Origin of the sequence: Dermatobacter hominis (genome assembly GCF_020715685.1) — a bacterium.
GTDB classification, from domain to species: Bacteria; Actinomycetota; Acidimicrobiia; order Acidimicrobiales; family Microtrichaceae; genus Dermatobacter; species Dermatobacter hominis.
Window position 1 is genome coordinate 1,989,971 of sequence record NZ_CP085840.1, and the last position, 23,026, is coordinate 2,012,996.

Genomic DNA, 23,026 nt, shown 5'->3' on the forward strand with positions numbered 1-23,026 from the left:
CCCCGTCAGCCTCCGTCGCCCTCGGCCCGCTCGCCGCTGTCGCCGGTCGCCTTCCCGCCGGGGCTGAGGTCGTAGCGGTCCCGGCCCGACGACGCCGAGCAGGCGCCGTCGTTCTGGCCCGAGGCGTCCGACAGCGCCCGGTCGAGGATCGGGGAGGCGCCGCTGAAGACGCCCCAGGGGCTCTCGCACCCCGGCACGACCCAGGCGTGGGACATCCAGCCCGCCGAGCCGTTGGCCTTGACGCCGCCCAGCTCGGCGCACTCCTCCTCGGTCGTCGACGAGTCGCCCACGACGCCGGCCCTGCTGGTGCAGAGCCCGACGTGGCGGTGGTAGTGGTCGTTGTCGCCGGTGAAGCCCTGCGTCGGCTCCGCCTCGCCGGGCTGGATCAGGTAGTAGCTCAGCCCGACGACCCGCGCCTCGGGGCCGCCGCCGTCGTAGAGCACCATCTCGGGCTGGTCGACGTGGAACTCGCCGTCGACGTACGGGAACTTCATGTAGTGGGCGGCGATGCCGGGCACGTAGCCGGTGACCCGGACGTAGCCGGCGGCCATGGCGTCGGCCGCGGTCGGCAGCGCCAGCGCCGTCTTCCGGGCCACGTCGAGCTCCTGGGCGAGCGCCACGCACTGGTCCTGGTCGACGATCGCCTTCCACGGGGTCGGGCCGGCGTGGCCGCCGTGACCGCCGTTGTCGTCGGGGGCCGCCGCGGCACCGCTCGAGCCGTGGGCGTGGCCGCCGCCAGCGGCGGCGGTGCGCTGGGCCATCCAGCCCCTCCACGCCTTGTAGTCGTCGTCCTCGGCCTGGGCCAGGGCCACGACCAGCCCCGCCGCGTCGGCCTCGGCGCCGGAGTCGGCCTTGGAGGTCGCGGCCACGAGCTTGTCGAGACCCGCCGAACCCCGTCCCTCGTCCGCACCGACGACGTCGGTGATGTCGCCGGCGGTCGTGACCGACATGTCCATCGACCCGCCGCCGTAGGTGTCGACGCCCAGGGCCGCGGCCTCGGTCCAGTAGCTCTTCGGGTTGAAGCCCAGGTCGCAGCGCGCCGCGTCGATCGTCGACATCTGGTCGTCGTGGGTCGCGGCGTCGACCGCAGTCGTGCCGTGCGAGTGGCCGGCCGCCGCGGCCTCGTCGCCGTGGGAGTGGCCCCCGGCCGCGTGCTCGGCGGTGCCCGGCGAGGTGATGCCGACGGTGGCGAGCCCGAGCACCGCCACGGCGGCGATCGACGGCACGAGCAGGCCGATGCGCAGCCGCCGGGGTGCGACCGCCATGACGACGGCGACGACGACCGCGGTGGCCTCGAGCCCTGCGCAGACGCCGTCGACCAGGCCGACCTCCTCGACGATGCCGGCGTGGGAGCCGAACGGCAGCCCGACCGTGCGGGCCCAGATCCACACGCCGAGCGCCGCGGCGTTGAGCACGGCGGCGGTGACGGCCAGCGCGCGACCGCCACGCCGCAGCAGGAACACGACCGCGAGCGCGATCTGCAGCCAGCCGACGACCGCGAACCCGACCGGGTCGATCCACGAGCCGCCACCGGCGTGCTCGGGCACCATCACGAGGTGGATCAGCCCGGCGCCGCCGGTCAGGCCGGCGAGCAGGATGCCGAGGTCCGAGGCGCCCTCGCTCCAGTGACCGTCGCCTGCCGACGGGACGTCCTGCGGCGTCTGCTCCGGTTCCATCTCTCCCACCCCCTGGTGGCCCGCACCGTGACGGGCGACACCCAGGGTAGGCGGCTGGAGCCCGCAGGGCCCGCTCCGGTAGTCTGGCGCCCCTATGTCGAAGCGCACCCAGAAGAAGAAGGCCAACGTGCGTCGCAAGAAGGCGAACCACGGCCGCAAGCCCAACATGGGCCGCAACTCCTGAGCCAGCGCTCGACAGCGGTGGGCCTGAGCCAGCGCTCGACAGCGGTGGGCCTGAGCCAGCGCTCGACAGCGGTGGGCCTGAGCCAGCGCTCGACAGCGGTGGGCCTGAGCCAGCGCTCGACAGCGGTGGGCCTGAGCCGCTGCTGACGTCCACCGGCGCGAGCGGGTAGGGAACGCCCGATGCCCTCGCAGACCGCGGTCGTCTGGTTCCGACGGGACCTGCGTCTGGCCGACAACCCCGCCTGGGCGGCCGCCACCCAGGCCGCCGATCGGGTGCTCGCCCTCTTCGTCGTCGACCCCGCGGTCATGGCGACGGCCGGCGAGCGGCGGCGCGACCTCCTCCTCGGGCACCTCGGCGCACTGGACGCCCAGCTGCGCGACCGTGGCGGCGCGCTGCTCGTCCGCCACGGCGACCCCGTCCGCACCGTCCCGGACGTCGCGTCGGCCGTCGGCGCAACCAGCGTGCACCTGAACGGCGACGTGTCGGGCCACGCGCAGCGGCGCGACCGCGCGGTCCGCGAGGCGCTGCAGCCCGACGTCGCGGTCGACGTCCGCTGGGGGTCCCACGTGCACCGACCGGGCTCGGTCGTCGCCGGGACCGGCGCGACGCACCAGGTCTTCACGCCCTACCACCGGGCCTGGGCGGCCGAGCCGTGGGCGCCGTGGCCCGACGAGGGCGACGCGGCCGTGGTGGATCCACGCCGCGGCGCGCGGTCGCTCGACCCGGACACGCTCCCCCGCCCCGAGCGCGACCCGTCGAGCGACGAGCGCACCGCGCCCGGCGAGGAGGCGGCCGAGCGCCGGCTGTCGGCCTGGCTCGATCACGTCGACGGGTACCCGGACACCCACGACCTGCCGGCCGACGAGCACGGCACCTCGCAGCTGTCGTCCGACCTCCACCTCGGCACGCTCTCGCCGCGCCACGTCGCCGAGGCCGTGGGGACCGGCTCGGACGGGCGGGCCGCGTTCGTGCGGCAGCTGGCGTGGCGAGACTGGTACGCCAGCCTGTTCCTCGAGCGGCCGTCGCTCGTCGGCAGCGCGATGCGCGCCGAGCTCGACGGAGTCGCCTGGCGCGACGATCCCGACGGCGTCGCCGCCTGGCAGGAGGGCCGCACCGGCTTCCCGATCGTCGACGCCGGGATGCGCCAGCTGGCGAGCACCGGCTGGATGCACAACCGGGTCCGGATGATCACCGCGAGCTTCCTCGTGAAGGACCTGCTCGTCGACTGGCGGATCGGCGAGGCCCACTTCCGCCGGGTGCTGGTCGACGGCGAGGTCAGCCAGAACGCGGGCAACTGGCAGTGGGTCGCGGGCACCGGGCCCGACGCCGCGCCGTACTTCCGCGTGCTCAACCCGGTGACGCAGTCGCGTCGCTTCGACCCCGACGGCGAGTACATCGCCCGGTGGGTGCCCGAGCTCGCCGACCTGCCGCCCGCCGACCGCCACGCGCCGTGGGAGCTCGGGCCGATCGAGCTGGCCGCCGGGGGCGTCGTGCTGGGCGAGGACTACCCGGACCGCATCATCGACCACGCGTCGGCGCGGGAGCGGGCCATCGCCGCCTACAGCGCGGCACGCGCCGGCTGAGCCCCCGGCGGCTCAGCGCAGCGGCGCCACCCCGTCGCGCCGCGCCGCCAGGACCCGCTCGATGCGGGCCCGGTTGCTCCGCTGGATCACCACGAACGGCAGGTGGGCGACCAGGCCGAAGGCGACCATCACCAGTCCGAGCGGCCACGGGCACCAGATCAGGAACAGCGGACCGGCGCCCGCGTTGATCCAGTGCACGAGCTCGGCCCGGCGGGTCTCGGCCGCGAACCGCTCGAGCGCGGCGTCCGACGCGCCGCCGAGGTGGCGCTTGGACGTGCCGCCGCGGAACACCCCGCCGGCCTCGGGCAACCGGTCCTTCCAGCGCCGGATCCGCAGGCGGCGCTCGTAGACGCGCCCGTGGTCCTCGAACCGGCGGGGCCGGGTCAGCCAGCTGTCGTGCTCCAGCCGGCCCAGCGGGATGCGGCTGACCGCCCACCCCGACGTCACGCCGATCACGGCCCACGCGGCGGACGACACGAGCACGGCGGGGCCGGGCTCGAGCGGCAGGTCCACCTCAGTCGCCGCCCGAGGGGACGTGACCGGCGCCGCCGGGGGCCGCGCTCCCGTCCACGCCGCCGTCGACCGGGATCGTGCGGCCGCGCCAGCGGACCTCCCGACGGACGTGGGTCGACCACAGCGAGCGCACGAACACCAGGACGAAGACGACGAGGTGCAGCGGGTACAGCGCCGCCGACAGCGGCCCGAACCGGCCGACGGCACGGAAGAGGACGGCGACCTGGGCCACCATCGCCGCGTACGCCACGGCCCCGACGGCGAGCGACCGCTCGCCCCGCAGACCGTCGACGAGCAAGAGGGCGCCGGTGCCGAGCGCGGCGATCCAGGCGACCACGGCGAGCAGCCGCAGCAGCCGCGTCGACCCGGCCCCGGTCGCGAAGTTCTTCGTCCACCCCTCGACGAGCTGACGGGGACCGCCGGGGTACATCCGGAACCGGACCGCCCGGCCGCCGACCAGCAGGCGGGACCCGAGCCCGGCGTCGCGGTAGCGGCGCCCGAGCGCCAGGTCCTCGGCGGCCTGGTCGCGGACGGCGGCGTGGCCGCCGACGGCGCGGTAGTCCTCGACCGACGTGGACATGAGCGGCCCGAAGGCCGCGGTGGCGTCGGCGCCGCCACGGGCGCCGGCCGCGCTGCCCATGATCGCGATCACGTTGAACATCGCCGAGGCCTGCTCGTACGGCCGCCCGGTCACGTGCCACGGCTGCACCGACACGAGCCCGCCGGTCGCCTGGCCGTGGGCGACGACCCGGCCGAGCGCGTCGGGCGCCAGCCGCACGTCGGCGTCGGCGAACACGAGCGTGCCGTCCTCGACGCCGAGCGCTCCGGTGTGGCAGGCCCAGCACTTCCCGGCCCACCCGGCCGGCAGCGGCGGCGCCGCAGCCACCTCCACCCCGGGCCTCGCCGCGGCGATGGCGGCCGTCGCGTCGGTGGAGTGGTCGTCGACCACCACGATCCGGTCGGGAGCCGGGCGGCTGGCGAGCAGGTCGTCGAGGACGCCGCCGATGCTCAGCGCCTCGTCACGAGCGGGGACGACGACGGTGACCGGGCCGGTCGTGGCGGACCCGGCGGGGAGCGTGCCGACCCGGCGGGGGCGGCCGAACGCCCACCACCCGAGGAGCCACCCGATCGCGCACACCGCGATGCTCCCCGTCATCGGCCCTCCGTCCGCAGGCCGTACCTCGCCGGCTCCTCCACGGCCATACCCTCCCACGGTCGCGGCGACCAGCGGAGCGCACCGCTGGCGGCGGGACCGCACGGACTGTCGAGGGGGCGGACGGTCGAGGGGGCGGACGGTCGACGGGCGACCGCCGACGGGGGACGGTCGACGGGGCGTCGTGGCGGGCGCAGGCCGCAGGCGCAGGACGGCGGCCCGGCCCCTAGGGTGCGCGCCCATGGCCGATCGACCCCACCAGCTGACCCACGTCGTCCTCGGCGACCCGCCCGACGCCTGGCGCGCCGCGGGGTTCGACGTCGACCACCGCGGGCGCTTCCGGTTGGGCCGGACCGAGGTGCTCTGCCTCGACCTGGGCGAGCGGGGCTTCGTGGGCTGGGCGCTCGACGGCGTCGACCGCGCCCTCGACGGGCTCGCCACCGCCGACAGCCACCGGGACGCGGCCGGGGGCGGTGCGCCGTCGCAGCACCCGAACGGCATCACCTCCATCGACCACGTGGTCGTGCGCACGGGCCACAGCGACCGGACGATCGCCGCGTTCGAGGCCGCCGGCCTCGAGGTGCGGGGCGGCCGCAGCACGACCTCCTACGGCGCGCCGATGCGCCAGACCTTCTTCTGGGCCGGCGACGTCATCCTCGAGCTGGTCGGGCCCGACGAGGGCGGGCCGACGACCGACGAGCCGACGTCGATCTTCGGGCTCGCGCTCGTCGCCGACGACCTCGACGCCACCGGCCGGGCCCTGGGGGACCTGCTCGGCACGCCGAAGGACGCGGTCCAGCCGGGCCGGCGCATCGCCGGGCTCCGCAACGAGGAGGTCGGCATCGGCCTCCCGGTCGCGGTGATGTCGCCCCACCCGCGCTGAGCGCCGCTCACCCGCTCCCGCCGAGCGTCCGAGCGGCTGGAGCCGCGCGGTTACCGCTCGGTAACATGTCCGGATGGCCGACTACCGAGCTCCCGTCAAGGACGCGCTGTTCACCCTCCGCCACATCGGCATGCTGGAGGAGCTGTCCAAGACCGACCGCTACGCCCACGCCGATCCCGAGACGGTCGCCGCCGTGCTCGAGGAGCAGGGCCGGTTCATGCAGGAGGTGTTCGCCCCGTCGAACGCCGTCGGCGACCGGACGGGCCTGAAGTGGTCGCCCGAGGGCGTCGAGGTCCCCCAGGAGTTCAAGGCCGCCTACGCCAAGTTCGTCGAGGCCGGCTGGCAGGGCCTGAACGCCGAGGTCGAGTACGGCGGGGCCGGGTTCCCCGAGTCGGTGTTCGCCTGCGCCGCCGAGTTCGAGACCGCGGCGAACGGCGCGCTCACGATGGCCCCCGGCCTCACCACCGGCGCCATCGAGTGCCTCCAGGCGTGGGGCACCGAGGAGCAGAAAGAGGTGTACCTCCGGAAGCTCATCACCGGTGAGTGGACCGGCACGATGAACCTGACCGAGCCGCAGGCCGGTTCCGACGTCGGCCTCTGCACCACCAAGGCGGTGCCGCAGGGCGACGGCACCTACAAGGTCACCGGCACGAAGATCTTCATCTCGTTCGGCGAGCACGACATGGCCGACAACATCATCCACCTGGTGCTGGCCCGGCTGCCCGAGGCGCCCGCGGGCACCAAGGGCATCTCGCTGTTCATCGTCCCGAAGTTCCTCGTGGACGACGACGGCACCATCGGCGAGCGCAACGACGTCCGCTGCGTCTCGATCGAGCACAAGATGGGCATCCACGCGTCGCCCACCTGCGTCATGAGCTACGGCGACGACGGCGGTGCGATCGGCTACCTGGTCGGCGAGGAGAACCAGGGCATGCGGGCGATGTTCACGATGATGAACTCGGCCCGCATCGCGGTCGGCATCCAGGGCGTGGCGCTCGGCGACGCCGCCTACCAGAAGGCGCTCGCCTACTCGCAGGAGCGGCGCCAGGGCCGCGAGATCGGCGGCGACTCCAAGGAACCGGCGTTCATCATCGCCCACCCCGACGTGAAGCGGATGCTGCTCTACATGCGCAGCCACATCGAGGCCATGCGCGCCCTCGTCGTCTACAACGCGGCCGCGATCGACCTGTCCCGGGCCCTCGAGGGCGAGGACGCCGAGCGCTGGCGCGAGATCGCCGAGCTGCTCACGCCGGTCACCAAGGCGTGGTGCACCGACGTCGGCGTCGACGTCACCTCGACCGCGCTGCAGGTCTTCGGCGGCATGGGCTACGTGGAGGAGTCGGGTGTCGCCCAGCACTTCCGCGACATGCGGATCGCCCCGATCTACGAGGGCACCAACGGCATCCAGGCCATGGACCTCGTCGGCCGCAAGCTCGGCATGCGCATGGGCGGCGTCGTCGGCGACTTCCTGCAGGGCATCCGGGACCTCGACGACGACCTGGCCGCCGCCGGTGACGAGTTCGCGGTCATCCGCACCAACCTCGCCGCCGCCGTCGCCGCGCTGTCCGAGGCGACCGACTGGGTCATCGCCAACGGCCTCACCGACCCGCGCGAGGCCCTCGCCGGCGCCACGCCCTACCTCGAGCTGTTCGGCATCGTGACCGGCGGCTGGCTCTCGGCCCGCCTGGCGCTGGCCGCCAAGGGCGAGCTCGACGTCGGCGCCTCCGACGAGTCGTACCTCCGGGCCAAGATCGCCGGGGCCCGCTTCTTCGCCCTGCACCACCTGCCGCAGGCCGCGGGCCTGCTCGGCGCCGTCACCGCCGGCGCCGGCGTGCTGGACGAGGTCGACGGCGAGAGCCTCGCCAGCGTCTGACGTGACCGCCGTGCGACCGACCGGGCCGACCGCGCCGTCGGTCCGGTCGAACCGCCGGTAGCCTGCGCCGCCGATGCTCGACCACGTCTTCACCGACGCCATCGGCGCCCTGCGCGACGCGCTGGAGAAGGCCCTCCTCGAGCGCCAGGCGTTCGAGGAGCGGTTCCAGTCCGACGTGCTGCTCGGCGATCTCACGTGGGAGACCTCGTACGGGCTCCCCGGCGAGGGCCTGCCGCCGCGGGTGCGGGCCGACCTCACGCTGGAGTGGCCGACGTGGTCGCAGGCCGCGTACCGGTCCTGGTACATCGAGGAGGAGCTCCCCGAGCTGCCGCGGATCGACATCGAGGTGGTGCTGCGGATCCAGCGCCTGGTGAGCGCGCCCGACCCGCGTCGCGTCCTCGACGCGCTGCCGCCCGAGAGCCCGGCGATCGGCGGCGAGCGGCTGCACCGCTCGGGCCCGACGGTCGAGGCCGTGTCGAACGACGACCTGACCGAGACCGAGCACGCGATCGAGATCAGCTACGAGGGCAGCTACGAGCTCGACGAGGCCACGCTCGCCGACGGCTCGACCCTCGACGACCACTTCAGCGCCATGGGCGGGTGGATCAGCTCGACGCTGGTGCGGCTGGGGGACCTGAACTTCGAGTTCCTCCCGCCGCTCGAGAAGGACGACGACTGACCACCGATCCGGGATATAGGGGTGCACAGCGACATCCCTTGTCGGGATCCGTGCACCAGAAATCCGAGGGGGGACCATGTCCGACGTACTGAGGGTCGAGCTGACCGACGGGTACGCGGTGGTGACGCTCGATCGTCCCGCCGCCCGCAACGCACTGAATGCCGACTTGCGCAGCACCCTGTACGAGGCGATGCGCGGCCTCGACGCCGATGCGGACGTCCATGCGGTCGTTCTGACCGGCGCGGATCCGGCGTTCTGCGCCGGGCTCGACCTGAAGGAGCTCGCCGAGGCGCCCGACACGCTGGCCGGTGGCTTCGGCGACTCGGCCGACCTGCGCCGGCCGTTCCCGACGATGTCGACGCCGGTGATCGGCGCGATCAACGGCGTGGCCATCACCGGCGGCTTCGAGCTGGCGCTGGCGTGCGACTTCCTCGTTGCCTCGGAGCACGCCCGCTTCGCCGACACCCACGCCCGCGTCGGGATCATGCCCGGGTGGGGCCTGACCGTCCTGCTGCCCCAGGCCGTGGGGGTGCGGCGGGCCCGGGAGCTGTCGGCGACCGGCAACTTCCTCGACGCCGCCACCGCCTACGACTGGGGCCTCGTGAACCACGTCGTGCCGCACGCGGAGCTGCTGCCGACGGCGCGCCGCCTGGCGGTCGACATCGTCGGCAACGACCCCGACGGCGTGCGCCAGATCCTCGCCACCTACGCGGAGGGGTCCCTGCTCAGCGCCGGTGAGGCGCTCGACCTCGAGCAGCGCACGAGCCGCGCCTGGATGGCCGAGCGGGGCGGCGCCGATCTGGAGGCCCGGCGTCGGGCCGTGACCGAACGCGGTCGCACGCAGCTCTGACGCAGACCGTCAGCCCGACACCCGGTCGTCCGGCTCCGGCTCGTCGTCCAGGCCAGGCTCGTCGTCGAGATCCGGCTCGTCGTCGTCGGGCGGGCCGGTGACGGTCGGGACGGTCAGCCCGGCGGCGGCGCCGATCGCAGGGCCGCTCCGCCGGAGCGCTCCCAGCCGGTCGCGCCGGGGCGCCGTCGTCACGACCCAGGTCCCGCCGACGCGGTCGTGCCACCCCTGGTGGTCGTCGTCCTGCGCGATCGAGAACAGGATCGCGACCGGCCACCCGACCGCGACCGCGACGTCGACCGCCCCGACCACCACGCCGACGGCGCCGGTCGAGCCCCCGTCGCCGAGGTACAGCGCCCACTCGACGGCGTAGAGCACCGCCATCGGGCCATAGACGACCAGGACCCGCCGGGTCGCGCGCCGCAGCCCCGGCGGGAGGCCGTCCGCGCCCACCACCTGGAGGCGGCACACCAGCTGCCCGAGGTCCTTGCCCCAGATCCCCGTCAGCACGATGCAGAGCACCAGGTACAGGACGAAGGTGACCGTCCGGCCGACGGCGACGGCATCGGACAGCAGCGGCGTGACCGCGACCGAAGCCAGGCAGCCCAGGCCGAACCAGTTGACGACCTGCGCCCACGCCCGGCGACCGGTCCCGGCGAGCACCCGGACCGACGTCGAGGCGCCCGAGCCCAGGGCGATCGCACCGGCGTCGGGCTGGTCGCGGAGCAGCGCAGGATCGTCGTCCAGCCATGCGCCGTCGATGGATGCCGGCGGTCCGTCCCCCGGCCCGCTGCCCGTCCCGCCCTCCGCGCCCGGGTCGTCCTCGCGGCTCGCGGCGTCGATCAGGTCCTCGGCCTCACCGGCACGGGCGGCGGGCACCGTCCGGATGCCCACGCCGACGAAGAACGGGATGTCGGCCGACGTCAGCAGCAGGTCGAGGTGGTGGAGCTGCGGCGGCTGGAGGTCGCCGACGTAGAGGTCGACGGTCCCGTGGTCGGGCTCGGGCCGGTGCAGCGGCGGCTCCGGCCCGCTCGCTCGGCCCCAGTTCTCTGGTCGGAAAAACGACAAGGGTTGTCGCTGTGCACCCCTATATCCCGGATCCGGGGCGGGGTGGGATGGGTTCGAAGTCGGCCGTCCGCTTGTCGGCCTTCGCCCCGAACTCCTCCATCATGTCGCCGGGCTGGAACATGCCGGACTGCCAGCCGGCCATGTACTTCAGGCTGTCGGCGACGGAGTGGTCGCGGGTGAAGTTGATCATCTCCTTGGTGCCCCAGATCGCGAGCGGCGACTTGGTCGCGATGCGGGCCGCGATCTCGAGCGTGCCCTCGACGAGCGACTCGTGGTCGTCGAACACCTGGTTGACCAGCCCGCACTCGTAGGCCCGCTGCGCCGGCATGCGGTCGCCGGTGTAGGCGAGCTCCCTGGCGATGCCGTCGGGGATGATCTTGGGCAGCCGCTGCAGGGTGCCGACGTCGGCGGTCATGCCGATGTTGATCTCCTGGACGCAGAAGAACGCGTCGGCCGAGCAGTAGCGCATGTCGGCGGCGGAGACCATGTCGACCGCACCACCGATGCAGCCGCCCTGCACCGCGGCGAGCACCGCATGCGGGCCTGCTCCAGCGCGGTGAGCGAGTCCTGGAGGTGCTGCACCATCATCCAGAGGTAGCCGCGCTTGCGGCCCTCCTCCGACACGCCCGGCGAGCCGCCGATGCCGGAGCCGCCGGTGAACACCGACAGGTCCATCCCGGCGCAGAAGTGCTTGCCGGTCGAGGAGATCACGATGGCGCGCGCGGACCCGGACGCGTCGATCTCGCGCACGATCTGCGGCAGCTCGGTCCAGAAGCTCGGCACCATCGTGTTGTAGGCGTCGGGCCGCTTCAGCTGGAGGTGGGCGACCTGGTCGGAGGTGGAGACGTCGAAGCACTCGTACACGTCCGCGACGGTACCCGCCGGTCGCCCGGGGCCGCGGCCGACGCCGCGGTGGGCCGTCGATAGCCTCCAGCGCATGCCCACCGAGGACCCCTACCGCCTGCCCCGAACCGTCCTGCCCTCGCGCTACGACCTCGAGCTGGTCGTCGACCCCGACCGGCCGACGTTCTCCGGCCGCGTCGCGATCGAGGTCGAGGTCGTCGAGCCGGTCGACCGGGTCGTGCTCAACTCGCTCGACCTCACGCTCGGGACCGTCACGGTGACCCCCGAGGGCGGCTCGCCGCAGGAGCCGTCCGTCGACGTCGACGCCGAGCACGAGCGCGTCGCGCTGGTCCTCGACCACCCCCTGCCCGCCGGCCCCGCCCGCATCGAGGCGGACTTCGAGGGGCCGTACTGCGAGGCGCTGGTCGGGCTGTACCGCTCCACGTTCACCGTCGACGGCGAGGAGCGCCACCTGGCGGTGACCCAGTTCGAGTCGACCTACGCCCGCCGGGCGTTCCCGTGCTTCGACGAGCCCGACATGAAGGCCACCTTCGCGGTCGCCCTCGTCGTGCCCGACGGGATGCTCGCCGTCTCCAATGCGGCCGAGACCTCCCGCGAGCTCCTGGGCGACGGGACGGTCCGGGTGCGGTTCGCGGACACGATGGTGATGTCGACCTACCTCGTCGCCGCCGTCGTCGGGCCGTTGGAGGTCACCGAGCCCCGGGCGGTGCAGGGCATGGCGGCCACGATCCCCCTCCGCGTGGTGCACCCGCCGGGATCGGGCCCGCTCGCGGCCTTCGCGCTCGACGTCGCCGACGCCGGGATCCGGTTCCTCGAGCGCTACTACGACCTGCCCTACCCGGGCGACAAGGTCGACCTCGTCGCGGTCCCCGACTTCGCGTTCGGCGCCATGGAGAACCTCGGCTGCATCACGTTCCGCGAGGTGGCGCTGCTCGTCGACCCCGACGGGTCCACGCAGCCCGAGCTCCAGCGCGTCGCCGACGTGATCAACCACGAGCTCGCCCACATGTGGTTCGGCGACCTCGTGACGATGGGCTGGTGGAACGGCATCTGGCTCAACGAGGCGTTCGCCACCTTCATGGAGGTCACCGCGTCCGACGCGTTCCGCCCCGACTGGGACACCTGGACCGGCTTCGGCCTGTCGCGCGCCGCCGCGTTCGACACCGATGCGCTGAGCACGACGCGCCCGATCGAGTTCGACGTCGAGAGCCCGGCCGACGCCGAGGCGATGTTCGACATCCTCACGTACGAGAAGGGCGCGTCGGTCGTCCGGATGCTCGAGCAGTACCTCGGCGCCGATCGCTTCCGTGACGGGATCCGCCACTACCTGCGGACCCACGCCTACGGGAACACCGAGACCACCGACCTGTGGGACGCGCTCGAGGAGGTGAGCGGCGAGCCCGTGCGCCACATCATGGACGCCTGGATCTACCGGGGCGGCCACCCGGTGGTCACCGCCGAGCTGACCGACGACGGCGTGGCGCTGCGCCAGGAGCCCGCCACCGTCACCGACCCCGACGCACCGGCCGGCGACGACGACGGTGGCGACCAGCTCGGCGAACGGTGGCCGGTGCCCATGGTCCTGACCGCGCTCGTCGACGGCACCGAGCGCCAGGAGCGCGTCCTGCTCGAGGAGCCGACGACGGTCGACCTCGGCGGCCGGCCCACGGCGCTGCGGATCAACACCCGGGGCGACGGCTTCTTCCGCTCCGAGCTCCCCGCCACGGCGCGGGCGGCCGAGGCGGTCGACCCGACGACGACCCCGCTCGAGCGCTTCGTGCTGCTCGACGACGCCTGGGCGGCGCTGCTGCGTGGCGACCTCTCCGGGGCGGCCGTCGAGGACCTCGTCCGCCTGAGCGCGTGGCGCGAGACCGACCCGTCGGTCTGGCGACGCATCGCGCAGGCCGTGCGCGAGCTCCGGCGGCTGCGGGGCCTCGACCACGACGACGACATCAACGCCGCGCTCGCCGTCGACGTCGCCGACGGTCCGCTCGGCCACGTCGACCGACTGCTCGACGACCTCGACCCGACCGGGCTCGAGCGGTGGCGCGACCTCCGCGGGATCCTGGTGTCGCTGCTCGGCGTGGTCGGCCGCGACGCGGCCATCCGCACCCTGGCGCACGAGCTCGTCCACACGCCACCCGACGAGGCTCGGGCCCGCCCCGACACCGACAGCACACTGCTCGCCGCCGCGCTCGACGTCGTCGCGGCCACCGGCGACGCCGACGACCACGCCCTCATCGAGGAGCGCTGGCACGCCGCCACCAACCCGCAGGACGTCATCCGCTACCTCTACGCGCTCGCCGACACGCCGGTGGCGGAGTGCTTCGACCACCTCCTCGAGCTCACCCTCACCGAGGTCCGGTCCCAGGACAGCGCCTACGTGCTGCGCCGGGCGCTGTCGCACCCCCGCTTCGCCGGCCGGGCGTGGGACTTCCTGACCGCCGAGTGGGACGCCGTGCTGGAGAAGGTGCCGTCGAGCGCCGCCGTCCGGATGTTCGAGGGCATCCGATCCGTCACCGACCCCGAGCTGGCGGCGAGCATCCAGGCCTTCACGGCGGACCACCCGACCCCGAGCGGCGCCCGCGTGCTGGCCCAGCACCTGCAGCGGATGTGGATCACCGTCCGGGCCTCCGAGCGGCTCCGCGCCGAGATCGGCGACGGCCCGGCATCCTGAAGGGAGCATGACCACCACCCCCCGGCGCCACACCGTCGAGCACGTCGCCCGACCGCGCACCGCGGGTGCGGGTCTGGACGTCTTCGCCGTCGAGGACCGCGGCGCGCAGCTGGTGTGGTCCTCGCTGCCCGCCGGACCGGTGTCGATCGCGGTGGACGGCCCCGGCGGTCGGAGCACGGCGATGCAGGTGGAGCACGCCGGCGGCCCCGGCGCCGTCGAGCTCACCGGCCTGCGCCCGGGGTCGCGCCACGTCGTCGAGGTGCGCGCCGGCGGCGAACGACGACGCCGGGCGTTCCGGACCCAACCCGCACCGCCGGGCGAGGAGCTGTTCCGATTCGCCACGCTGAACGACCTGCACCTCGGGCGCGAGGAGGTCCGGGAGGCGTCGGCCGAGCACCGGCGGTCCCGCGGCCGCCCCACCCGGCCGGCCCCGCCCACCCCGCTCGACATGGCCCGGGACGCGCTGACCGACGCCCTCGACTGGGGAGCCGCCTCGATCGTGGTGAAGGGCGACGTGTGCGACCAGTCCTACGACCGCTTCTGGGACCAGGCCGCAGCGCTGTTCGGCGGCGTCGACGTGCCGGTGCACATGCTGCCCGGCAACCACGACACGGGGTCCAAGCGACTCGTCGAGCCCGAGGTGGCGGCGAAGGCACGGGGTCTGCACCTCGCCCGCGACGTCGAGCACGTCGACCTCCCGGGTCTGCGCGTCGTGCTCGTCGAGTCGGGGATCCCGGGCAACGGGTGGGGCCGCATGACCCGCCACGCGGACGAGGTTGCGGACCTCGCGGCCGACGCCGCGGCCGGCGGATCGGGGACCTTCGTCGCGACGCACCACCAGCCCCAGCGGTTCCGGGTCCCCCTCTACTGGCCCCACGGCACCCCGGGCCCCGACGCCATGCGGTTCGCCGGCGCCCTCGGGGCCGCCACCCCGCACGCCGTCGTGAGCTCGGGCCACACCCACCGCTGTCGCGTGCGGCGGGTGGCCGGCGTCCCGTGGAGCGAGGTCGGCGCGACCAACCACTTCCCCGCGACGTGGGCCGGCTACCGGGTGTTCGAGGGCGGGCTCATGCAGGTGGTCCGCCGGACGGCCCGGCCCCGGGCCCTGGCGTGGAGCGAGCGCAGCCGGAGCGCCCTCGGCGGGGTGTGGGCGCTCTGGGCGACCGGCACCCTGTCGGACCGCTCGTTCACGCTCGACTGGACCTGACCGATCACCGCGCCGCGTCGAGGCGCTCGCGGACGAACGAGCCGATCGCCGCCACCGCCAGGTCGGCGCCCGTGAGCTCGCCGACGTGGCCGTGCCAGGTGTGGAACATGCCCTCCCACTCCTCGAGGCGGACGGCCACGCCGGCTGCGGCCGCCCGCTCGGCCCACCGGGCCGCGTCGTCGTACATCGTCTCGGTGGAGCCGACCTGGACCAGCGTCGGCGGCAGTCCGGCGAGGTCGGCGAACAGCGGCGAGGCGACCGGGTCGGTGGGCTCGGTGCCGCCGCGCAGGTAGTCCGCGGCGAACGCCGGCAGGTCGTCGATGTGGGCGAACGGGTCGATGGACCGTCGCTCGACCAGCGACGGCGCCGAACACGTCAGGTCGGTCCACGGGGAGATCGCGACGAGGCCGGCGACCCGCACCGCCGCGGGCCCGGCCGGGTCGGGGGCGCCGTGGAGGCCGTCGCGCAGGCTGAGCGCGACCGAGAGCACCAGCCCGCCGCCGGCGGAGTCCCCGAGGAGCACGACCGGGCCGTCGGCGGCGGCGCGCTCGACCGCCCGCACCCCGGCACGGACCGCGGCGGGGAACGGGTGCTCGGGCGCGAGCGGGTAGCCGACGTTGAGGAGCCGGCAGCGGGCCGCCTGCGCCATCCGGGCGAACCGGAGGGCGTGCGTGCCGGGCGAGCACAGCACGTAGCCGCCGCCGTGGAACGCCACGAGCGTGCCGGAGAGGGCGCCCGGCGGCTCCACGACCTGGACCGGCAGCGGGCCGTCGTCGGTGTCGATGGACCGCTCGGCCACGGCGAAGCCGTCGTCGAGGAGGACCTGCGCCTCCCGGTCGACGTCGTGCTCGGCGCCGGCCCGGCGCGCCGCCAGCGTGTCGCCGGGGCGGAGAGCCCGGATGCCGGCGACCACGCCCGCGAGCCGGTCGTCGGGGCCGGGATCGACCACGACCCGGTCGAGGCGTCGCCGTGCCGGCGCCACCGACCGAGGCCCTCAGCCCTCGACGGCGGCGCGCGCGACGAACGCGTCGAGCTCTGCGAGCAGCTCGGCCTTCAGCTCGTCGGGCGCGAACGACACCTCGATCGAGGTCCGGGCCACCTCGGCGACCGTCCCGTGGTCCCAGCCGAACGCGGCCGCCGTCGAGTGGTACTCGTGGGTCAGGTCGCCGCCGAGCAGCTCGGGGTCGTCGGTCCCGAGCGCCACGCGGACCCCCGCGCGCCGCAGCTCGTCGACGGGGTGCGAGTGCAGGATCGGGTACAGGCCGAGGGTCAGGTTGGAGGTCGGGCACACGTCGAGCGGGATGCCCCGCGCCGCCAGCTCGGCGACGAGCGCCGGGTCCTCGACGGCGCGGACGCCGTGGTCGACGCGCTCGGCCATGAGCAGGTCGATGGCGTCGCGGACCCCGTCGGGGCCCGACGACTCGCCGGCGTGGACGGCCCGGTGGAACCCCGCCTCGGCGGCCCGCTCGAACGCCGGGCGGAACCGCTCCCCCGTCGGGCCGGCCGCGGCCTCGTTCCCGTCGATCGACAGGCCGACCACCCGCGGATGGCCGAGGGCGACCATCGCGTCGACGAGCGCCAGCGCCGCCTCCGCGGACTGGTCCCGCTTGACGCTCGGCAGCAGCCGGACCGGTGGGTGGCCGTCCGCCTCGGCGTCGGACATGCCCCGGTCGAGCGCGTCGACGAACTCGCCGAGCCGGCCGTCCCACGCCGGCCAGTGCGTCGGGTTGAAGATCACGTCCGCGGTGACGATCCCGTCCCACGTGCAGCGACGGGCGAACCGGGAGCCGAGCTCGGCCACGAGCCCCGGGTCGACCAGGAGCCGGCACGAGGCGTCGAGGTGCTCGAGGAGGCCGTCGAGGCCCCGGGACTCGTCGAGCACCGGGAGGTCGACGCCCTGCGCCCGGGCCGCGGCCTCGAGGAGGTCGACGGGGATGCAGCCCTCGAGGTGCACGTGGACGTCGGCCTTGGGCAGCTCGAAGCACCAGGCCCGCGTCGGCACCGCCACCGTGTCAGCCGAACTCGCCCTTGGCGGCGAGGAAGCTGGTGGCGACCGCCGCGTGGATGGCGATGCCCGTCGCCATCGCGTCCTCGTTCAGGACCATCCGGTTCGAGTGGCACGCCGGCGCCTCGAACGGGTTCGGGTGCTCCGGCGGGCACACGCCGAGGAAGAAGATCGCCCCCGGCACCTTCTGCAGCACGTACGAGAAGTCCTCGGCGCCCATCACGGGCGAGGGCATCTCGGCGACGGTCTTCGGGCCCAGGACGTCGGTCGCGACCTGCCGCGCCCAGTCGGTGAAGCGGGCGTCGTTGACGGTGACCGGGTAGCCCTCGAGGATCTCGACCCGGGCGGTGCAGCCGTGCGCCGCGGCGATCCCGTCGGTCACCTGGCGGATGCGGTCCCAGACGGCGTGGCGGGTCGACTCGCTGACCGCCCTGAGGGTGCCGGTGAGCGTGGCCGACTCGGGGATCACGTTGTCGGTCGTGCCGGCACGGATCTTGGCGATGGTCAGGACGGCCGGGTCGAACGCGTTGACCGTCCGGGTGATCATCGACTGCAGCGCCAGCACGGCCTCGCAGGCGGCCGGCACCGGGTCGGCGGCCCAGTGCGGCGTCGAGGCGTGGCCGCCGCGCCCGGTGATCGTGATCTCGACGACGTCGGCCGACGCCATCGCCGCACCCGGCCGGTACACGATCCAGTCCGACCAGAGGTTGGGAGCGACGTGCAGCGCGAAGGCGGCGTCGACCCCGTCGAGCACGCCCTCGTCGATCATCTGCACGGCGCCGCCGAAGCCCTCCTCGCCGGGCTGGAACATGAAGCGGATCCGCCCGGCGAGCTCGTCGCGGCGCTCGGCCAGCAGGCGGGCCGCGCCGACGAGCATCGAGGTGTGGGCATCGTGGCCGCAGGCGTGCATGGCGCCGTCGACCGTGCTCGAGAAGTCGAGCCCGGTGTCCTCGGGCATCGGCAGCGCGTCCATGTCGCCCCGGAGGAGGATGGTCGGCCCGTCGCCCGCCCCGCCGTCGAGGTCGGCGACGACCGACGACAGCGACGAACCGGTCCGCACGTCGAGCCCGAGCCCGTCGAGCGCCTCGAGCACGGCGGACTGCGTCCGGGGCAGGTCGGTGCCCAGCTCGGGGTGCAGGTGCAGGTCCCGTCGCAGCTCCACGACGCCCGGGAGGAAGCCCCGGGCCCCGTCGAGCAGCTCGTCGTCGGTCATCGTCATGTCTCGTCCTTCCCGACGGCGGCGCCGCCGGGACCACCCCGACGCATCGCCCCGAGTCGGGCGGTGGCGTCACACGAGCGCCAGCACGAGCCCGATCTGCCCCAGATGGTACGTCGTCATCACGACGAGCCGGGACTGCGGGAAGTCCTTCACGAACCGGCTCACGCCGATGACCCCGTCCGAGGCGTAGAACAGCACCGCGCCGACGACCGCGATCCACGACCCGGTGCCGATCGCCGAGGCCACCATCAGCGAGATCACCGTGATGTAGGCCGTCACCGGGACGCCGAGCCGAGGGTCCCGGCGGCGGGCCCCGCTGATGATCGGCCGCCCGATCACCACCATCAGCACCGCCACGATCACGACGCCGACGAGGAACCGCGGCAGGTCGACGCCGAGGTTCCACAGCGCGACCACGTACGCGACGTGGCCGACCAGGAACGCGGCCAGGCCCTCGACGAAGTGGTCCTCGAGCATGAGGAACACGTCGCCGGCCAGCGAGCACAGGAGGCCGGCGACCAGCCAGCCGCGCGCCGGGCCCGACAGCGGGTCCTCGAGCACCAGCGCGGCCGCGATCAGCACGACCATCGTCAGCGGCTTGAGCACGTACTCGACCCGCCGGCGGTCGGTGGCGACCGCGACCCAGTCGGCGACCGCGACGACCAGCGTGGCGCCGATCAGCGCCCAGAACAGGGTGTTGGCGGGGCCGATGCCGAGGTACGTGGTGCCGTCCGCGCCGAGGAGGGCCGCGCTCACGCGAACAGCTCCGCGATCGGTCCCCAGTCGAGCGAGTCGGCCAGCTTCATGCGGGCCTGGACGACGTGGCGCGGCCGGTTCACGCCGAGGACGCCGGTGCAGCGGTCACCGCGGCGGAACGCGACGACGAAGCGGCGCTCCTCGACCGAGCCCTCGACGAGGTGCAGCTCGTCGTCGCCCGACGGCCGCCCGGCCATCTGGATCTTGCGGTCGTACTGGTCCGACCAGAACCACGGCACCGACAGGTAGGGCACGGCGTCGACGTCCCCGCCGAGCAGGCGCACGGCGGCGGCCTCGCCCTGCTCGATCGCGTGCTCCCAGTGCTCGACCCGCATGCGCTCGCCGAAGTGCTCGTTCACCCAGCTCGCGACGTCGCCGGCCGCCGCGATCCCGGGTGCGGCGAGGCAGGTCGCGTCGCACACGACCCCGTCGGAGAGGTCCAGACCCGACCCCGCGAGCCAGCCCGTGTTCGGCGTGACGCCGATGCCCACGACGACGACCTCGGCCTCGACCGTCGAGCGGTCCGCCATGCGGATGCCGGTGACCCGGCCGGCGCCGTCGTCGGTCAGGCCGTCGACGCCGACCCCCAGCCGCACGTCCACGCCGTGGTCGCGGTGCAGCCCGGTCACGAAGTCGCCGATCGTGGCGGGGAACGCCCGCAGCAGCGGCGTGCGCGCCGCCTCGATCATCGTGACCTCGAAGCCCTGCTCCCGGCAGGTGGCGGCGACCTCGGCGCCGATGAAACCGGCCCCCACCACGGCCACGCGCTGCGGGCGGCGGTCCAGGTCGGCCCGGAGCGCCTGGGTGTCGGCGAGGTCGCGGACCACGTGCACGCCCTCGAGCTCGGGGCCGGGCAGGCGGCGCGCCGCGGCGCCCATGGCCAGGACGATCCCGTCGGCGGTCACCTCGGAGCCGTCCGACAGCGCCAGGGTGCGTGAGGCCACGTCGAGCGCGGTCGCGGCGGTGCCGAACCGGAGGTCCAGGTCGAGCTCGGGGACCTTGTTCGCGAGCGGCTGGTGGGCCCGCTCGACCTCCCACTCGCCGGCGAGGACCTGCTTCGACAGCGGGGGTCGGTCCGAGGGCAGCTCGGGCGACGGGTCGACGACCACGATCCGGCCGTCGTGGCCCCGGCCGCGGAACGTGTTGGCCGCGCTGAGGCCGGCCAGGGACGCGCCGACGATGGCGTAGGTGGTCACTCGGTGCCTCCGGTGCTCCGTGTCCGGTCGGTCCGCAGGAGCGGCACCGCACGGGCACCGCTCGAGGGGCTGGGCTCAGCCCTCGATCGCGATGGCCTGCTTGGGGCAGCGGCGGGCGGCCTCCTCGACCTTGCCCCGGAGCTCCTCGGGCGGCTCCTCCTGCAGCACGTAGAGGAAGTCGTCGTCCCGCACCTCGAACACCTCGGGTGCGATGCCCATGCACACGGCGTTCGACTCGCAGAGGTCGAAGTTCACGACAACCTTCATGGTGCTCCCCTTGCTGACCGCTCACGTCCCCGGCGGCGACGGCCGGGGCCACCGGTCGCCCGACCGGCCCGCGCACTCTATCGACCGTGCAGCGCCCACCCGGGACGACGGCGTCGGGTCGGTCCGGCTCGGTGGGACGAGCTGGAGGAGGGGCTGCGGGTCAGAAGATCGAGTAGCCGCCGTCGATCACGAGGAGGTCGCCCGTGTGGAACGTCTGGGTCGGATCGGCCAGGAACGCGGCGGCTTCGCCGAAGTCCGACGGGGCGCCCCAGCGCCGCACCGGCGTCCGGGCCGTCGTGTTGGCCATGAACCGCTCCCACCCGAGGAGGGGCGCGGTGAGCTCGGTCTCGACCCAGCCCGGCACGATCCCGTTCGCCCGGATGCCGTGGCGGGCCATCTCGACCGCCAACCCCTTGACGAGGGCGATCATGGCCGTCTTCGAGCAGGAGTAGGCCTGGTTGGCGGGTGCGCCGTGGATGGCCGACGTCGACGAGATCCCGATGAGGGAGCCGCCCTCGCCCCGCTCGATCATGTGGCGGACCGCGGCCCGGAACGAGAGGAAGGCGCCGTCGAGGTTGACCTCCATGATGCGGCGCCAGCGCTCGAGGGTCTGCTCGGCGAACGGGGCGCCCCCGCCGATGCCGGCGTTGGCGACCATCGTGTCGACCCGACCGTGCGCGGCCAGCGTCTCGGCCATGGCGGCGTCGACCTGCTCCTCGTCGGACACGTCGACGACCGCCGACGTCGAGCCGGTGGCGCCGGCGGCCCGGAGCTCCTCGACCGCCGCGGCGTTCTTGTCGGGGTTGCGGCCCCACACCGCCACCGTCGCGCCGGCCGCGGCGACCCCGTGGGCGAGACCGAGGCCGATCCCGCCGTTGCCGCCGGTGACCACCACCACCCGTCCCGTCAGGTCCACCATGCCGATCGCCTCCTCGCGCGCCGAGGCGGCCCCGGCTCCGATCCGGGCACGGTAACCGTCCGGGGGCGGTTCTGGTCCGGGGTCGGTCGACCGTCTAGGTTCGCCGCCCGTGGCGGAGGGCAGCGTGCGCACGGCGACGACCGAGGACGCGCCGGACCTCTCCCTCGTCCTGTCCCGCGGCTTCACCGACGACCCGATCTGGCGGTGGATGGCGCCCGAGGACCGCCGGTGGCCGCGGCGCATGGCCCCGGTGTTCCGCCACCTGATCGGTCCGTCGATCGGGCACCGCACGGTCTGGACCACGAACGCCCACGAGGGCGCGGCGGTCTGGGCGCCCCCCGGCGCGTGGAGCTTCCCGACCAGCGCCGCCGTGCGATCCGGGCCGGCGATGCTGCGGGGCTTCGGCGTCGCGGGCCTGCGGCGGACGCTCCGGATGGTCGGGCGCATGGAGGCCGCGCACCCGAAGGAGCGGCACTGGTACCTCGAGTTCCTGGCCACCGACGCCCACCTGCGCGGCCGCGGCATCGGCTCCGCCCTGATCGGGCCCGGGCTCGAGCGGGCCGACGAGGAGGGGGTCGGCGCCTACCTCGAGAGCTCGAAGCTGGACAACGTGCCGTTCTACCGCCGTCACGGGTTCGAGGTCGTCGAGGAGATGGTCGCCGTCCCCGGCGCGCCGCCGCTCTGGCGCATGTGGCGCGACCCCCGCTGAGCCGCCCCACCGGCTCGGCCGAGCGCCGGCTCAGACCAGGTGGGCGATGTCGTTGAAGCGGCGGATCCGCCACCGGCCGTCGGCCTGCACGACCAGCTCGCTGATCGACGCGTTGTCGGCGCCGACGAAGGCGAACGGCGTGCTGCCCGTCGCCATGGCCAGCAGCTGGCCGATCACCCCGCCGTGGACGACCGCCACCACGCGGCTGTCGGGGTGAGCGGCGTGGATCGCCTCGACGCCGGCCCGGAGGCGGGCGGCGAAGTCCTCGCCCCGCTCGGCGCCCGGGATCACGTCCCAGCGCTCCTCGGCGAACATCGCCGCCGCGACCGGGTCGCCCGACGCGACCTTGGCCCTGAACTGCTGCTCCCACTCGCCGAGGAACACCTCGCGGAGGTCGGCGAGCACGTTCGGCTCGACGTCCACGCCGCCGTCCCGGGCGAGCAGCTCGATGAGCGGCGCCGCCGTCTGGTGCGTGCGCTGCAGCGTCGTCACGTAGACCGCGTCGATCGTCAGGCCGGCGCGGTGCTCCGACGCCAGCCGCTCCCCCACCCGCCGGGCCTGCTCCTCGCCGTCGGGGGCGAGCGGCGGGTCCCCGTGGCCGTCGCGAAGCGGGAACGGCCGGTCGGGGTGCTCCGGGGCGGACTCGCCGTGGCGCACCAGGACGATGGTCGTCGCGCCCGTCGGCGGCGCGAACCGGTACTGGCGGATCCCCCCGTCGTCGGTGCGCTCGCGGTCGGCTCGTTCGCCC

21 protein-coding genes and 1 pseudogene are annotated in these 23,026 nt (G+C 74.4%); 9 read left to right on the plus strand and 13 right to left on the minus strand.

The features are described from left to right. Positions 1-5 precede the first annotated feature (5 nt). Positions 6-1,676 carry a hypothetical protein gene (locus LH044_RS09330; RefSeq protein WP_227759756.1) on the minus strand — a complete coding sequence of 557 codons (1,671 nt, stop codon included), beginning with the start codon at positions 1,674-1,676 and terminating at the stop codon, positions 6-8. Positions 1,677-1,770: 94 nt separating this feature from the next. Between LH044_RS09330 and LH044_RS22005 the strand changes: the two genes are divergently transcribed. After that, complete coding sequence (locus tag LH044_RS22005; protein WP_374210574.1) at positions 1,771-1,860, plus strand: 50S ribosomal protein L37; 90 nt, start codon at positions 1,771-1,773, stop codon at positions 1,858-1,860. A gap of 179 nt (positions 1,861-2,039) precedes the next feature. After that, the gene (locus LH044_RS09335) at positions 2,040-3,443 is read left to right on the plus strand and encodes a cryptochrome/photolyase family protein (RefSeq protein WP_227759757.1); all 1,404 of its coding nucleotides are present in this window, start codon (positions 2,040-2,042) and stop codon (positions 3,441-3,443) included. A 12-nt stretch (positions 3,444-3,455) separates the two neighbouring features. On the opposite strand, the gene LH044_RS09340 is transcribed toward LH044_RS09335, so the two are convergent. Continuing rightward, on the minus strand, positions 3,456-3,956 hold the full coding sequence (locus LH044_RS09340; protein ID WP_227759758.1) for a glycosyl-4,4'-diaponeurosporenoate acyltransferase CrtO family protein: 501 nt from the start codon (positions 3,954-3,956) through the stop codon (positions 3,456-3,458). A 1-nt stretch (position 3,957) separates the two neighbouring features. After that, on the minus strand, positions 3,958-5,112 hold the full coding sequence (locus LH044_RS09345; RefSeq protein WP_227759759.1) for a glycosyltransferase family 2 protein: 1,155 nt from the start codon (positions 5,110-5,112) through the stop codon (positions 3,958-3,960). 238 nt (positions 5,113-5,350) lie between these two features. Between LH044_RS09345 and LH044_RS09350 the strand changes: the two genes are divergently transcribed. The 4 genes from LH044_RS09350 (at position 5,351) to LH044_RS09365 (ending at position 9,394) form a co-directional block, all read left to right on the plus strand. After that, positions 5,351-5,992, plus strand: a complete 642-nt coding sequence (locus LH044_RS09350) for a VOC family protein (RefSeq protein WP_227759760.1) — start codon at positions 5,351-5,353, stop codon at positions 5,990-5,992. 73 nt (positions 5,993-6,065) lie between these two features. After that, positions 6,066-7,865 (plus strand): acyl-CoA dehydrogenase family protein, encoded by a 1,800-nt coding sequence (locus LH044_RS09355; protein WP_227759761.1) that lies wholly within the window; start codon positions 6,066-6,068, stop codon positions 7,863-7,865. 73 nt (positions 7,866-7,938) lie between these two features. Continuing rightward, a complete protein-coding gene (locus LH044_RS09360) occupies positions 7,939-8,544 on the plus strand; it encodes a hypothetical protein (RefSeq protein ID WP_227759762.1) in 606 nt (201 codons plus the stop codon). Positions 8,545-8,620: 76 nt separating this feature from the next. Continuing rightward, positions 8,621-9,394, plus strand: a complete 774-nt coding sequence (locus tag LH044_RS09365) for an enoyl-CoA hydratase (protein WP_227759763.1) — start codon at positions 8,621-8,623, stop codon at positions 9,392-9,394. Positions 9,395-9,403: 9 nt separating this feature from the next. Here LH044_RS09365 and LH044_RS09370 read toward each other — a convergent pair whose 3' ends face one another. Then, entirely contained in the window at positions 9,404-10,459 is a 1,056-nt protein-coding gene (locus tag LH044_RS09370) for an RDD family protein (protein WP_227759764.1), read from the minus strand. 19 nt (positions 10,460-10,478) lie between these two features. Next, positions 10,479-11,245: pseudogene (locus LH044_RS09375) on the minus strand (enoyl-CoA hydratase-related protein). A 151-nt stretch (positions 11,246-11,396) separates the two neighbouring features. On the opposite strand from LH044_RS09375, the gene LH044_RS09385 reads away from it, so the two are divergent. Next, on the plus strand, positions 11,397-14,000 hold the full coding sequence (locus tag LH044_RS09385) for a M1 family metallopeptidase (protein WP_227759766.1): 2,604 nt from the start codon (positions 11,397-11,399) through the stop codon (positions 13,998-14,000). A 7-nt stretch (positions 14,001-14,007) separates the two neighbouring features. Continuing rightward, positions 14,008-15,207, plus strand: a complete 1,200-nt coding sequence (locus LH044_RS09390) for a metallophosphoesterase family protein (protein WP_227759767.1) — start codon at positions 14,008-14,010, stop codon at positions 15,205-15,207. Between the two features lie 4 nt (positions 15,208-15,211). Here the strand turns inward: LH044_RS09390 and LH044_RS09395 are convergent, their stop codons facing one another. The 7 genes from LH044_RS09395 to LH044_RS09425 all read right to left on the minus strand — a co-directional run bounded on the left by LH044_RS09395 (position 15,212) and on the right by LH044_RS09425 (position 21,569). After that, on the minus strand, positions 15,212-16,189 hold the full coding sequence (locus tag LH044_RS09395) for an alpha/beta hydrolase fold domain-containing protein (RefSeq protein ID WP_227759768.1): 978 nt from the start codon (positions 16,187-16,189) through the stop codon (positions 15,212-15,214). 12 nt (positions 16,190-16,201) lie between these two features. Beyond that, on the minus strand, positions 16,202-17,215 hold the full coding sequence (add, locus tag LH044_RS09400; protein WP_227759769.1) for an adenosine deaminase: 1,014 nt from the start codon (positions 17,213-17,215) through the stop codon (positions 16,202-16,204). 4 nt (positions 17,216-17,219) lie between these two features. After that, positions 17,220-18,431 (minus strand): M20 metallopeptidase family protein, encoded by a 1,212-nt coding sequence (locus LH044_RS09405; protein WP_227759770.1) that lies wholly within the window; start codon positions 18,429-18,431, stop codon positions 17,220-17,222. A 69-nt stretch (positions 18,432-18,500) separates the two neighbouring features. After that, positions 18,501-19,187 carry a lysoplasmalogenase gene (locus LH044_RS09410; protein ID WP_227759771.1) on the minus strand — a complete coding sequence of 229 codons (687 nt, stop codon included), beginning with the start codon at positions 19,185-19,187 and terminating at the stop codon, positions 18,501-18,503. Next, a complete protein-coding gene (locus tag LH044_RS09415) occupies positions 19,184-20,383 on the minus strand; it encodes an NAD(P)/FAD-dependent oxidoreductase (protein WP_227759772.1) in 1,200 nt (399 codons plus the stop codon). The genes LH044_RS09410 and LH044_RS09415 overlap by 4 nt, the downstream gene beginning before the upstream one ends. A 75-nt stretch (positions 20,384-20,458) precedes the next feature. Beyond that, positions 20,459-20,650 (minus strand): ferredoxin, encoded by a 192-nt coding sequence (locus LH044_RS09420; RefSeq protein WP_227759773.1) that lies wholly within the window; start codon positions 20,648-20,650, stop codon positions 20,459-20,461. A gap of 160 nt (positions 20,651-20,810) precedes the next feature. Beyond that, on the minus strand, positions 20,811-21,569 hold the full coding sequence (locus LH044_RS09425) for an SDR family NAD(P)-dependent oxidoreductase (RefSeq protein WP_227759774.1): 759 nt from the start codon (positions 21,567-21,569) through the stop codon (positions 20,811-20,813). Positions 21,570-21,678: 109 nt separating this feature from the next. Between LH044_RS09425 and LH044_RS09430 the strand changes: the two genes are divergently transcribed. After that, on the plus strand, positions 21,679-22,278 hold the full coding sequence (locus LH044_RS09430; RefSeq protein ID WP_227759775.1) for a GNAT family N-acetyltransferase: 600 nt from the start codon (positions 21,679-21,681) through the stop codon (positions 22,276-22,278). Between the two features lie 30 nt (positions 22,279-22,308). Here LH044_RS09430 and LH044_RS09435 read toward each other — a convergent pair whose 3' ends face one another. After that, a complete protein-coding gene (locus tag LH044_RS09435; protein WP_374210606.1) occupies positions 22,309-22,986 on the minus strand; it encodes a histidine phosphatase family protein in 678 nt (225 codons plus the stop codon). Positions 22,987-23,026 lie beyond the last annotated feature (40 nt).

What these genes read in the sequence shown, in the direction of transcription:
- LH044_RS09330 (WP_227759756.1), bottom strand. Translation starts at nt 1,676, where the DNA reads ATGGAACCGGAGCAGACGCCGCAGGACGTCCCGTCGGCAGGCGACGGT.
- LH044_RS22005 (WP_374210574.1), top strand. Translation starts at nt 1,771, where the DNA reads ATGTCGAAGCGCACCCAGAAGAAGAAGGCCAACGTGCGTCGCAAGAAG.
- LH044_RS09335 (WP_227759757.1), top strand. Translation starts at nt 2,040, where the DNA reads ATGCCCTCGCAGACCGCGGTCGTCTGGTTCCGACGGGACCTGCGTCTG.
- LH044_RS09345 (WP_227759759.1), bottom strand. Translation starts at nt 5,112, where the DNA reads ATGACGGGGAGCATCGCGGTGTGCGCGATCGGGTGGCTCCTCGGGTGG.
- LH044_RS09350 (WP_227759760.1), top strand. Translation starts at nt 5,351, where the DNA reads ATGGCCGATCGACCCCACCAGCTGACCCACGTCGTCCTCGGCGACCCG.
- LH044_RS09355 (WP_227759761.1), top strand. Translation starts at nt 6,066, where the DNA reads ATGGCCGACTACCGAGCTCCCGTCAAGGACGCGCTGTTCACCCTCCGC.
- LH044_RS09360 (WP_227759762.1), top strand. Translation starts at nt 7,939, where the DNA reads ATGCTCGACCACGTCTTCACCGACGCCATCGGCGCCCTGCGCGACGCG.
- LH044_RS09365 (WP_227759763.1), top strand. Translation starts at nt 8,621, where the DNA reads ATGTCCGACGTACTGAGGGTCGAGCTGACCGACGGGTACGCGGTGGTG.
- LH044_RS09385 (WP_227759766.1), top strand. Translation starts at nt 11,397, where the DNA reads ATGCCCACCGAGGACCCCTACCGCCTGCCCCGAACCGTCCTGCCCTCG.
- LH044_RS09390 (WP_227759767.1), top strand. Translation starts at nt 14,008, where the DNA reads ATGACCACCACCCCCCGGCGCCACACCGTCGAGCACGTCGCCCGACCG.
- LH044_RS09405 (WP_227759770.1), bottom strand. Translation starts at nt 18,431, where the DNA reads ATGACGATGACCGACGACGAGCTGCTCGACGGGGCCCGGGGCTTCCTC.
- LH044_RS09420 (WP_227759773.1), bottom strand. Translation starts at nt 20,650, where the DNA reads ATGAAGGTTGTCGTGAACTTCGACCTCTGCGAGTCGAACGCCGTGTGC.
- LH044_RS09425 (WP_227759774.1), bottom strand. Translation starts at nt 21,569, where the DNA reads ATGGTGGACCTGACGGGACGGGTGGTGGTGGTCACCGGCGGCAACGGC.